11 protein-coding genes are annotated in these 11664 nt (G+C 72.1%); 2 read left to right on the top strand and 9 right to left on the bottom strand.

Annotated elements, in window-relative coordinates:
* Nucleotides 1-6: 6 nt before the first annotated feature.
* From QF030_RS29035 to QF030_RS29000, 8 genes are all read right to left on the bottom strand, one after another.
* Complete coding sequence (locus QF030_RS29035; protein WP_020131415.1) at nt 7-246, bottom strand: hypothetical protein; 240 nt, start codon at nt 244-246, stop codon at nt 7-9.
* Nucleotides 243-1745: an Asp-tRNA(Asn)/Glu-tRNA(Gln) amidotransferase subunit GatA gene (gene gatA, locus QF030_RS29030; protein WP_307165537.1), complete on the bottom strand. Its 1503-nt coding sequence runs from the start codon at nt 1743-1745 to the stop codon at nt 243-245. Before gatA ends, QF030_RS29035 begins: the two co-directional genes overlap by 4 nt.
* A gap of 5 nt (nt 1746-1750) precedes the next feature.
* Nucleotides 1751-2047, bottom strand: coding sequence for an Asp-tRNA(Asn)/Glu-tRNA(Gln) amidotransferase subunit GatC (gene gatC / locus QF030_RS29025; RefSeq protein ID WP_007384860.1), 297 nt, complete (start codon nt 2045-2047; stop codon nt 1751-1753).
* Between the two features lie 186 nt (nt 2048-2233).
* A complete protein-coding gene (locus QF030_RS29020) occupies nt 2234-4489 on the bottom strand; it encodes a putative bifunctional diguanylate cyclase/phosphodiesterase (protein WP_307165536.1) in 2256 nt (751 codons plus the stop codon).
* A gap of 270 nt (nt 4490-4759) precedes the next feature.
* Nucleotides 4760-6952, bottom strand: a complete 2193-nt coding sequence (gene ligA, locus QF030_RS29015; protein WP_307165535.1) for an NAD-dependent DNA ligase LigA — start codon at nt 6950-6952, stop codon at nt 4760-4762.
* Nucleotides 6953-6967: 15 nt separating this feature from the next.
* Nucleotides 6968-7969: a methionine synthase gene (locus tag QF030_RS29010; RefSeq protein ID WP_307165534.1), complete on the bottom strand. Its 1002-nt coding sequence runs from the start codon at nt 7967-7969 to the stop codon at nt 6968-6970.
* Nucleotides 7970-8019: 50 nt separating this feature from the next.
* Nucleotides 8020-8709: an SDR family oxidoreductase gene (locus QF030_RS29005; RefSeq protein WP_307165533.1), complete on the bottom strand. Its 690-nt coding sequence runs from the start codon at nt 8707-8709 to the stop codon at nt 8020-8022.
* 27 nt (nt 8710-8736) lie between these two features.
* Nucleotides 8737-9276, bottom strand: a complete 540-nt coding sequence (locus tag QF030_RS29000) for an LOG family protein (RefSeq protein WP_307165532.1) — start codon at nt 9274-9276, stop codon at nt 8737-8739.
* A gap of 50 nt (nt 9277-9326) precedes the next feature.
* Between QF030_RS29000 and QF030_RS28995 the strand changes: the two genes are divergently transcribed.
* Together QF030_RS28995 and QF030_RS28990 are read left to right on the top strand one after the other, a co-directional pair.
* Nucleotides 9327-9680, top strand: a complete 354-nt coding sequence (locus tag QF030_RS28995) for a DUF427 domain-containing protein (protein ID WP_307165531.1) — start codon at nt 9327-9329, stop codon at nt 9678-9680.
* A gap of 38 nt (nt 9681-9718) precedes the next feature.
* A complete protein-coding gene (locus QF030_RS28990; RefSeq protein WP_307165530.1) occupies nt 9719-10504 on the top strand; it encodes an alpha/beta fold hydrolase in 786 nt (261 codons plus the stop codon).
* Nucleotides 10505-10507: 3 nt separating this feature from the next.
* On the opposite strand, the gene mnmA is transcribed toward QF030_RS28990, so the two are convergent.
* Complete coding sequence (mnmA, locus tag QF030_RS28985) at nt 10508-11638, bottom strand: tRNA 2-thiouridine(34) synthase MnmA (RefSeq protein WP_307165529.1); 1131 nt, start codon at nt 11636-11638, stop codon at nt 10508-10510.
* Nucleotides 11639-11664: the final 26 nt, after the last annotated feature.

Below are 11664 nucleotides of genomic sequence, written 5' to 3'. Positions count from 1 at the left end.
TCCCTCTCAGCCCAGCAGGACGTCGTCGTCGCCCAGCCGCTTCAGCTCGCGGTAGAGGATGGCGAGGCCGGTGACGATGGCGACGGCGGACACGGTGGCGTCGATCAGGACCAGGGTGTCCTTCTCGGCGCGGGCCTTCTTCAGCCGCTTGGCGACGCCGAACGCGCCGAACGCGGTGCCGGCGATGGACAGGTACGTACCGGACTTGGACTTCTTGAAGCCCTTGGCCTTGTTCAGTGCGCTCACAGCGACGGAGCCTCCTCGAGAAGCGGGTGACCCCACCTTTCCACGAAGGCGGCCTCGACGGCGGCGCCGACCTTGTACAGCCGGTCGTCCTTCAGCGCCGGGGCGATGATCTGGAGACCGACCGGGAGGTTGTCCTCCGGGGCCAGACCGCAGGGCAGCGACATGGCCGCGTTGCCCGCGAGGTTGGTCGGGATGGTGCACAGGTCGGCCAGGTACATCGCCATCGGGTCGTCGGCGCGCTCGCCGATCGCGAAGGCCGTGGTCGGCGTCGTCGGCGACACGATCACGTCGACCTGCTCGAAGGCCTTCTCGAAGTCCCGCGTGATGAGCGTGCGGACCTTCTGGGCCGAGCCGTAGTACGCGTCGTAGTAGCCGGAGCTCAGGGCGTACGTGCCGAGCATGATGCGGCGCTTGACCTCGGGGCCGAAGCCCGCCTCACGGGTGAGGGAGGTGACCTCCTCGGCGGAGTGCGTGCCGTCGTCGCCGGTCCGCCGGCCGTAGCGCAGGCCGTCGAAGCGGGCGAGGTTGGACGAGCACTCGGACGGCGCGATCAGGTAGTACGCCGACAGGGCGAGGTCGAAGGACGGGCAGTCCAGCTCGACGATCTCGGCGCCCAGCTCCTTCAGCAGCGTGACGGACTCGTCGAACCGCTGGATGACGCCGGCCTGGTAGCCCTCGCCGCGGAACTGCTTCACGACACCGACCCGCATGCCGTCGACGCTGCCGTTGCGGGCGGCCTCGACGACCGCCGGGACGGGCGCGTCGATGGACGTGGAGTCCAGCGGGTCGTGGCCGGCGATGACCTCGTGCAGCAGCGCCGCGTCCAGGACCGTGCGGGCGCAGGGGCCGCCCTGGTCGAGGGAGGACGAGAAGGCGACCATGCCGTACCGCGAGACCGCGCCGTACGTCGGCTTCACGCCGACCGTGCCGGTGACGGCGGCCGGCTGGCGGATGGAGCCGCCGGTGTCGGTGCCGATGGCGAGCGGCGCCTGGAAGGAGGCGAGCGCGGCGGAGGAACCGCCGCCGGACCCGCCGGGGATCTTGGTGAGGTCCCAGGGGTTGCCGGTCGGGCCGTAGGCGCTGTTCTCGGTGCTCGACCCCATGGCGAACTCGTCCATGTTGGTCTTGCCGAGGATGACGACGTCGGCGGCCTTCAGCCGCTTGGTGACCGTCGCGTCGTACGGCGGGATCCAGCCTTCGAGGATCTTCGAGCCGACGGTGGTCGGGATGCCCTCGGTGGTGAAGATGTCCTTGAGCGCGAGCGGGACGCCGGCCAGCGGGCCGAGCTTCTCGCCCCGCTCCCGCTTCTCGTCGACGGCGCGGGCCTGGGCCAGCGCGCCCGCACGGTCGACGTGCAGGAAGGCGTGGACCTTCTCGTCGACGGCCTCGATGCGCGCCAGGTGCGCCTCGGTGACCTGGACGGCCGTGAGCTCACCGGAGGCGATCTTCGCGGCGGTCTCGGCGGCCGTGAGCTTGATGATGTTGACGTTGTCCGTCATGGCGGTTAGTCCTCCCCCAGGATCTGCGGCACCTTGAAACGCTGCTGCTCCTGGGCCGGGGCGCCGGAGAGCGCCTGCTCGGGGGTGAGCGACGGACGGACCTCGTCCGCCCGCATGACGTTCGTCAGCGGGAGCGGGTGCGAGGTCGGCGGTACGTCTTGGTCGGCGACCTCACTGACGCGGGCGACCGCGCCGATGATGTCGTCCAGCTGTCCCGCGAAGTGTTCGAGCTCTTCGGGCTTCAGCTCCAGACGCGCCAGCCGGGCGAGGTGGGCGACCTCCTCGCGCGTGATGCCAGGCATGCGGCGTTCCTCTGGGGTGGAGTGAGTGTGTGCTTTGGGCCCAATCCTATGGGGCGGGGCGGCGTACCCGTTAAACGGTTCGCCTCGTCGCTCGCCCTCTCACCGGCATGCGCCGGCTTCGGCGCCCTCGCCGTTCCCGCGCTCGGGAACGGGCGGACGGGTGAACGCGCGGGCGGGAGGGGCCGGCTACTCGTCCGACGCCGCTGCCGGGAGTGCCGCCGCGGGGCGCTGCCAGCCGCGTGAGCCCCGGGCCCGCAGCCAGGCCGTCGTCTCCTCCGGGGGCATCGCCGCGGCCACCAGCCAGCCCTGGACGGCGTCGCAGCCCAGGTCGCGCAGGCGCTCCCAGGTCTCGTCGTCCTCGACGCCCTCGGCGACCACCATCAGTCCCAGCGAATGGGCGAGGTCGACCGTGCAGCGGACGATCTCCGCGTCCTCGGTGTCGACGGCCAGCCGGGCCACGAAGGAGCGGTCGATCTTCAGCTCGCTCACGGGGAGCCGGCGCAGGTGCACCAGGGAGGAGTAGCCCGTCCCGAAGTCGTCCAGCGACATCTTCACGCCGTGCCCGGTCAGCGCGTTGAGGGTGTCGGCGGCGCGCTGCGGGTCCTCCAGCAGGACGTGCTCGGTTATCTCCAGTTGGAGCGCTCCCGCGGGCACTCCGTGCCGGGCCAGCCGGGCCGCGACGGAGCCCGCGAACCCCGGTGTGTGGACGTCACGGGGGGAGACGTTGACCGCGACCGGCACGTACAGCCCCTGGGCCCGCCACTCGGCGACCTGGCCGAGCGCCGTCTCCAGCACGTACTCCGTCAGATGGGGCATCAGCCCGGACGACTCGGCGATCGCTATGAACTCGTCCGGCGACACCTTCCCGCGCTCCGGGTGAACCCAGCGGACCAGTGCCTCGAGACCCGCCACCTGCCCGTCGAAGCGGACCTTCGGCTGGTAGTGCAGTTCGACCTCGTGCGCGTCCAGCGCGCGCCGCAGGTCGCCCAGCAGTCCGAGCCGGTCCGGTGTGTTGGAGTCGCGCTTCGACTCGTACACCTCCACGCCCGTACGGTCCCGCTTGGCCTGGTACATCGCCACGTCGGCCCGGCGCAGCATGCCCTCCGCGTCGAGGGCGTGGTCGGGGAAGACGGCGACACCGGCGCTGGCCTCCAGGACGAGGGTGAGTCCGTCGAGGTCGAGCGGCGAGCCGAGGTCGGCGACCAGGCCGCGGGCGATGCGCGCCGCCGACGTGGTGGAGTCGGCGACGGGCAGTAAGACGGCGAACTCGTCCCCGCCGAGCCGGGCGACCTCCGCCCCCCGCGGCAGAGCGAGCTTCAGCCGCTCGGCTATCTGGAGGAGCAGCCGGTCACCGGCGAGGTGACCGAGGGTGTCGTTGACCGAGCGGAAGCGGTCGAGGTCGATCAGCATCAGGGCGGCCCGGGCGCCGATGCGCTCGGCGTCGTCCAGGGCGGTCCAGATGCGCTCCAGCAGCCACTGCCGGTTGGGCAGTCCGGTCAGCGGGTCGCGCAGCTGCTCCTCGGCGCGGGCGCGGGCCATCCACAGGGTGGAGTCGAGGGCGATGAGCGGGATGGCGAACAGCGGCAGCAGGATCGGCTTGGCCACGGCCACCACGCAGATCAACGGCGCGATGCCCAGCAGGGCGACCGCGACCAGGCTCTGTCTGACCAGGGCCGTGCGCGCGACGGTGGGCAGTCCGCCGGAGCGCGGGGCGTGCAGGTACCAGAGCAGGACACGGGTGACCGCGAGGTAGACGACGGCCACCAGGACCACCTGGGGCCCGGTGTAGACCGTCCAGCTGTCGGGGGTCCAGGGGTGCTCCACGGACGGGATCGGCCCGCAGGCGGCCAGCAGCAGCGCACCCGCGCCGATGCCGAGGATGTCCACCGCGCCGTGCAGGACGCCCTGCCGCCAGCGGTGGCGCCTGGCTATGCCGACCAGGACGACGACGGTGAGGCTGACCAGGCCGGCCGACACCCAGCCGTACAGCAGCAGGACGGCGAGGGTGAGGGCGGCGCCGGAGCCGGTCCCGCCCCACCAGCGGGCGCGGCCGAGCAGGACCAGGTGGCCGACGATGATGCCGGCCAGCACGGCCAGGGCCCAGCCGGCCGTGCCGGACGGGAAGAGCGCGTGGTGGCCGGTGAAGGCGCGGTAGAAGCCGGCGCCGAGGGCGAAGGCGGCCGCGGAGACGACCGAGGCGGGCAGCGCGGGCCAGGACAGCAGCCGGTCGGCCTCGCTGTCGGGCATCCCCGGATGCGGGGCGGAGGTGACGCGGAGGCCCGGAGCCGGATGCGGCGTCGAGTACGGCGCGGTGTGCGGCACGTAGGCCTCGGCGCCCGGAGGCCGCCCGGAGCGCACCGTCCACCAGCTGCCCCACCAGACGCCGGCGTCCCGGCGCCGGCGCAGCCGTTCGCCCGGGGCGGCGCTCTCGGTCGGTTCCATTCCCGTCCCTCTCACAGCCGGCGGTGCTCACGCCACGCGGCCCGTTGCCCGACAACCCCGGGCGGCGCCGCGTCGGAGCACCCTTCCTCCTGCTCACCAGGAGCACGGGGATGCCCCGGCCGCAGCTGGGCACGGCAGGCGCACGTCTCAACAGTAGGCCGCGGAAGGCTTCCACGGGCAGCGGTCGTCGACGGTTGCCCGAATGCGCCCCCGGCCACCCGTATGCATCTGGTATGCGCCGATCGGGTGACCTTCAACCACTGCTCTTCGCTACTCCTCGGCCGGAAGGGCCGCTTCGGCCGCCGCCTCGGGTCCCTGTTCCAACAGGACGGTGAAGCCGTCCTCGTTCAGAACCGGCACCTTCAACTGCATCGCCTTGTCGTACTTCGAACCCGGATTGTCGCCTACAACGACAAACGATGTCTTCTTCGAAACCGAACCGGTCACCTTCGCCCCTTGGGACTGCAGGGCGTCCTTGGCGCCGTCACGGGTGAACTGCTCGAGGGTGCCGGTGACGACGACCGTCAGCCCTTCGAGGGGACGCGGTCCCTCGTCCTCCCCCGAGCCCTCCTCCTCCATGCGGACCCCGGCGGCCTTCCACTTGCGCAGGATCTCCTGGTGCCACTCCTGCGCGAACCACTCCTTGAGCGAGGCCGCGATGATGGCGCCCACCCCGTCGGTCGCCGCCAGTTCCTCCTCCGACGCGTGCTCGATCCGCTCGATCGAGCGGAACTCGCGGGCCAGCGCCTCGGCCGCGACCGGTCCGACGTGGCGGATCGAGAGGCCGGTGAGGACGCGCGCCAGCGGGCGTTCCTTGGCCGCGGCGATGTTCTCCAGCATGGCCAGCGCGTTCTTCCTCGGCTCGCCCTGCTGGTTGGCAAAGACCGTGACGACCTTCTCCTCGCCCGTCTTCGGGTCCCGCTTGGGCAGCCCGCTCTCCTGGTCGAGGACGTACGCCTTGATGGGCAGCAGCCGGTCGATGGTGAGGTCGAAGAGATCGCCCTCGTCCCGCAGCGGCGGGTCGGCCGGCTCCAGCGGATCGGTGAGGGCGGCCGCGGAGACGTAACCGAAGTGCTCGATGTCCAGCGCCCTGCGACCGGCCAGGTAGAACAGGCGCTCACGCAACTGGGCGGGACAGGAACGGGCGTTGGGGCACCGCAGGTCGATGTCGCCCTCCTTCATCGGCCGCAGCGCCGTACCGCACTCCGGGCACTCGGACGGCATCACGAACTCGCGCTCGCTGCCGTCGCGCAGGTCGGCGACCGGGCCGAGGATCTCCGGGATCACGTCACCGGCCTTGCGCAGCACCACGGTGTCGCCGATCAGGACGCCCTTGGCCTTCACGACCTCCTGGTTGTGCAAGGTGGCGAACTCGACCTCGGAACCCGCCACCGTGACCGGCTCGACCTGGGCGTACGGGGTCACCCGGCCGGTACGGCCGACTCCCACGCGGATGTTGAGGAGCTTGGTGTTGACCTCCTCCGGCGCGTATTTGTAGGCGATCGCCCACCGGGGAGCCCGGGCCGTGGAGCCGAGCCGCCCCTGGAGGCGGATCTCGTCGAGCTTGACGACCACGCCGTCGATCTCGTGCTCCACCGAGTGCCGGTTCTCGCCGTAGTACGCGATGAACGCCCGTACGCCGTCGAGGTCGCCGACCACCTTGTTGTGCGGGGAGGTGGGCAGGCCCCAGGTCTTGAGGAGGTCGTAGGCCTCGGAGAGACGGGTGAGGCCCTCGTAGCCCTCCAGAGCGCCGATGCCGTGCACGACCATGTGCAGGGGGCGGGAGGCGGTGACGCGCGGGTCCTTCTGACGCAGTGAACCGGCCGCCGCGTTGCGCGGGTTGGCGAAGGGCTTGTCGCCCGCCCCGACCAGACGGGCGTTCAGCTCCTCGAACTTCTCCATCGGGAAGTAGACCTCGCCCCGGATCTCCACCAGCGTCGGGACTCCGTGACCCGTGAGGCGGTCGGGGATCTCCGCGATGGTGCGCACGTTGGGCGTGATGTCCTCGCCCGTGCGGCCGTCGCCACGGGTCGCCGCGCGCGTGAGACGGCCGTTCTCGTAGGTGAGGTTGACGGCGAGACCGTCGACCTTCAGTTCGCACAGGAAGTGGTGCGCGGAGCTGCCCACGTCCTTGTGGACGCGCTCGGCCCACGCGGCGAGCTCCAGGTCGTCGAAGGCGTTGTCGAGCGAGAGCATGCGCTCACGGTGCTGGACGGCCGTGAACTCCGTGGCGTACGCGCCCGCGACCTTCTGGGTCGGCGAGTCGGGCGTCCGCAGCTCGGCGTACTCCTCCTCCAGTGCCTCCAGGGCGCGCAGGAGCCGGTCGAACTCCGCGTCGCTGATGACCGGAGCGTCCTTCACGTAGTACCGGAAGCGGTGCTCCTCGATCTGCTCAGCCAGCTGCGCGTGCTTCTCCCGTGCCTCGCTGGGCACCGTCGTCTCCGCTTGCCTGTCGCCGGCCACCGTGTCGTCCTCCCGTTACTCTGGGTTGTCCGCGAGGGATCTCGCCGCCCGGACGCAGTGGGCGAGGGCCTGGCGCGCGTACGCGGGGGAAGCTCCCGCGAGACCGCACGACGGTGTGAGCGTGACCGCCTCCGTCAGCAGTCCTGGTGCCAGCCCCAGCCTGCGCCACAGCGTCCTGACACCCATGACGCTACCGGCAGGGTCCGACAATGGGGCGTCCACGCCCGGCACGACACCGGCGAACAGCCGGGTGCCCCCTTCCACCGCCTCACCGATCGCGTCGTCGTCACGCTCGGTGAGCAGCGAGAAGTCGAAGGAGACCGCCGCCGCGCCGGCCCGGCGCAGCAGGGCGAACGGGACGTCCGGTGCGCAGGAGTGCACCACGACGGGGCCGTCGCCGTGCGCCCCGACCACGTCCCGCAGCGTGGCCTCCACGACCTGCCGGTCGACGGCGCGGTGGGTGTGGTAGCCGCTGGCGGTCTTCACCTGGCCGCGCAGGACGGCGGTCAGGGAGGGTTCGTCGAGCTGGAGCACGACCTGCGCGCCGGGCAGACGGCGCCGCACCTCGTCGAGGTGGAGGCGCAGTCCCTCGGCGAGGGAGCCGGCGAGGTCGCGGCGGGCGCCGTGGTCGGAGAGCACCGACTGGCCGTTCTTCAGCTCCAGCGCGGCGGCGAGCGTCCAGGGCCCGACGGCCTGCACCTTCACCTGGCCCTCGTGGCCCTGCGTGAACTCCTCCAGCGCGTCGAGGTCCTCGCCCAGCCAGGAACGGGCCCGTTTGGTGTCCCGGCCGGGCCGGTCGCCGATCCGCCAGCCGCTGGGCTCCACGCGCGCGAACAGCTCGACGAGCATCCCCGCGGTACGGCCGATCATGTCGGCGCCCGGGCCGCGGTCCGGCAGTTCGGCGAGGAAGGGGAAGTCCTCGAAGGACCCGGTGGCGGCCCTGGCGGCCTCGCGGGCGTCGCCGCCGGGCAGGGAGCCCACGCCGGTGGCGGGGCCGAAACTGAAGTGTGCGTTCACGGGTGCAGCCTACGTAGGCGCGGGAGCGCGCTGCGCCCCCGCGGACCCGATCACCGCCCCGGGCGCACCGTCAGGTCGTTGACCTCCGCGTCCCGGGGCAGGTCGAGCGCCATCAGGATCGTCGTCGCGACCGACTCGGGGTCGATCCACTCCCCCGGGTCGTACTCCTTGCCCTCCTGCTGGTGGACCTTGGCCTGCATGGGGCTGGCGGTGCGGCCGGGGTAGACGGAGGTGACGCGGACGCCGCTGTCGTGCTCCTCGGCGCGCAGGGCGTCCGCCAGCGCCTTCAGACCGTGCTTGGAGGCGGCGTACGCGGACCAGTCGGCGCTCGCCCGCAGGCCCGCCCCGGAGTTCACGAAGACCACGTGTCCCCGGGTGGCCCGGAGTTGCGGCAGGAAGTGCCGGGTCAGCTCGGCCGGCGCGATCAGGTTGACGTCGAGCTGGTGGCGCCAGGACTTCGGCGTCAGGTCGCCGACCGGGCCGAGGTCGACCACGCCGGCGACGTGGAGGAGCGAGTCCACCCGGTCGGGCAGCGTCTGGTGGGAGAAGGCCCAGCTCAGCTTGGCGGGCTCGGCCAGGTCCCCCACCAGGGTCCGGGCTCCGGGGAAGTCCGCCGCCAGCTCCTTCGCGCGGCCCGCGTCGCGCGCGTGCAGCACGAGTTCGTCCCCGCGCGCGTGCAGACGGCGGGCGACGGCCGCGCCGATGCCGGAACCGGCTCCGGTGATCACATGAGTAGCCATGCCCGCCATGCTCGCATCACCGGCACGTCACGCGACGCCCCGGCTCTCTTCCAGGTACGCGAGGGCGCCGACCGGCTCCTGCGCGAAGAACACCAGGTCGGTCAGGGGCCGCGGCAGGAAACCCTCGTCCTCCATGCGCCGGAACTGCTCCTTCAGGCCGTCGTAGAAGCCCGCGGTGTTGAGCAGCACGACCGGCTTGTCGGTGTGCCCGTGCTTCTTCAGCTCGAGGATCTCGGTCGCCTCGTCCAGCGTCCCGGTCCCGCCGACCATGATCACGACGGCGTCGGCCTTCTCCAGGAGGAGCCGCTTGCGCTCGGCGAGGTCGCGCGCGACGACCATCTCGTCGGCCCCGGTCCGCGCCGTGGCGACGAGGAAGTCCACCGACACCCCGCACAGCCGCCCGCCCGCTTCCTGCACGCCGTCCGCGACCACCTTCATCAGGCCGACGTCGGAACCGCCCCACACGAGGGTGTGACCGCCCTTGCCGAGCAGTTCGGCGAACTCGCGCGCGGGGCGGGTGTAGCGCTCGTCGAGGTCGGCGGCGGAGAGGAACACACAGATACGCATGCGGCCACGGTACCCGGGAAGAACCGGAGGCCCGCGGGCGCTGTTCCGGCATGACCCGAGGACACACGATCACGATCGAGCGGGACGGCCGGCACATCAGGGTCGTCCACGGGGGCCGCGTGCTGGCCGAGACCGACCGGGCGCTCGCCCTGCGCGAGACCGGCTGTCCGGTGCGGTACTACCTCCCCGCCGAGGACGTTCGGCTCGACCTGCTGACCCCCTCCGACACCCACACGTACTGCCCCTTCAAGGGAACGGCCTCCTACTGGTCGCTGCCGGACGCGGCGGACCTCGTCTGGGGCTATCCCGATCCCAAGCCCGACGTCGCCGAGATCAAGGACCACCTGTGTTTCTACGAAGTGGAGGTCCCGGAGGCGGAAGTGCCGGAAGCGGAGGTGTCGTAGGCCGATGACCGCCGTGCCGTGCGGCAGTCTGCACTGGCATGGACAAGAAGATTATTTCGCGCGACGGCACCGAACTCGCGTACGCACGCGCGGGCGAGGGGCCCGCGGTCATCCTGGTGAGCGGGGCGATGTCCACGGGCGGCACCATGACGCCCCTGGCCGGCTTGCTCGCGGACCGCTGCACGGTCCTGCGGTACGACCGCCGGGGCCGTGGTGAGAGCGGCGACACGGCGCCCTACGCGGTGGAACGCGAGGTCGAGGACCTGGCGGCCCTCATCGACGCGGCAGGCGGCGAGGCGGCGCTGTACGGCATCTCCTCCGGCGGCGCGCTGGTGCTGGAGGCGGCCGCCGCCGGGCTGCCGGTGCGGCGGGTCGCCGTGTACGAGACGCCGTACGCCCTGGACGAGGAGGACGTGCGGGGACGCGCCGCCTACACCGCGAACCTCACCGAGGCGCTCGCGCAGGGGCGGCGCGGGGACGCCGTCGAGCTGTTCCTGCGGCTGACGGGGCTCGCCGAGGAGATGATCCAGGGCGCCCGCCGGTCGCCGATGTGGGAGGGGATGGAGGCCATCGCCCCGACCCTCGCCTACGACGACGCCGTCATGCGCGGCGGCGCCCCGCCCCGGGAGCGGCTGGCCTCGGTCGGCGTCCCGGTGCTCGCCATGGCGGGCGAGGCCAGTCCGCCGTGGCTGCGCGAGGCCACGCGTGCCGTCGCGGACGCGGTGCCGGACGGCGCGTACCGCGTGCTCGAGGGTCAGAGCCACATGGTGGACCCGAGCGTCCTCGCGCCGGTGCTGGCGGAGTTCCTCGGGACGCGCGGCTGACGGTCAGACCGCCCCGGCCGTCGCCCGCACGGTGGCCGCGATCGTCGCCGAGCCCACCACGCGCGTGTCGTCGTACAGCACGATCGCCTGCCCCGGGGCCACTCCCCGGACGGGCTCCGTGAAGGTGACCTCCAGGTGGCCGTCGACCAGTTCGGCGGTCACCTCGGTCTCACCGCCGTGGGCGCGCAGCTGGGCCGTGTAGGTGCCGGGGCCGGTCGGGGCGGCGCCGCACCAGCGGGGCCTGATCGCGGTCAGGGCGGCGACGTCGAGGGAGGCGGCCGGGCCGACCGTCACGGTGTTGTTCACCGGGGAGATGTCGAGGACGTAGCGCGGCTTGCCGTCGGCGGCCGGGGTGCCGATGCGCAGGCCCTTGCGCTGGCCGATGGTGAAGCCGTACGCACCCTCGTGGGTGCCGACCTTCGCGCCGGACTCGTCGACGATGTCGCCCTCCGCCTTGCCCAGGCGGTTCGCGAGGAAGCCCTGGGTGTCGCCGTCGGCGATGAAGCAGATGTCGTGGGAGTCGGGCTTCTTGGCGACCGCCAGGCCCCGCCGCTCGGCCTCCGCGCGGATCTCGTCCTTCGTCGTCACCGTGTCGCCGAGGGGGAAGAGCGCGTGGGCGAGCTGCCGGTCGTCGAGGACACCGAGCACGTACGACTGGTCCTTGGCCATGTCGGAGGCGCGGTGCAGTTCGCGTGTGCCGTCCTCGCGGACCAGCACCTTCGCGTAGTGGCCGGTGCACACCGCGTCGAAGCCCAGGGCGAGCGCCTTGTCGAGCAGCGCGGCGAACTTGATCTTCTCGTTGCAGCGCAGACAGGGGTTGGGGGTGCGGCCGGCCTCGTACTCGGCGACGAAGTCGTCGACGACGTCCTCGCGGAAACGGTCGGCGAGGTCCCAGACGTAGAACGGGATCCCGATCACGTCGGCCGCGCGGCGGGCGTCGCGCGAGTCCTCGATGGTGCAACAGCCTCGGGCGCCGGTGCGGAACGACTGCGGGTTCGCGGAGAGCGCGAGGTGGACGCCGGTCACGTCGTGGCCGGCTTCGGCGGCGCGGGCGGCGGCGACGGCGGAGTCGACGCCGCCGGACATGGCGGCGAGTACGCGAAGGGGGCGGGAGCGCTGCGAGGTCTCAGTCATAACCCTTCCAGGGTACGGGTCCTCGG

Source organism: Streptomyces rishiriensis (genome assembly GCF_030815485.1).
In the GTDB taxonomy this organism is placed as follows: Bacteria; Actinomycetota; Actinomycetes; order Streptomycetales; family Streptomycetaceae; genus Streptomyces; species Streptomyces rishiriensis_A.
Note: the sequence above shows the minus strand (reverse complement) of the source record. Positions and strands in the feature narration are given on the sequence as shown.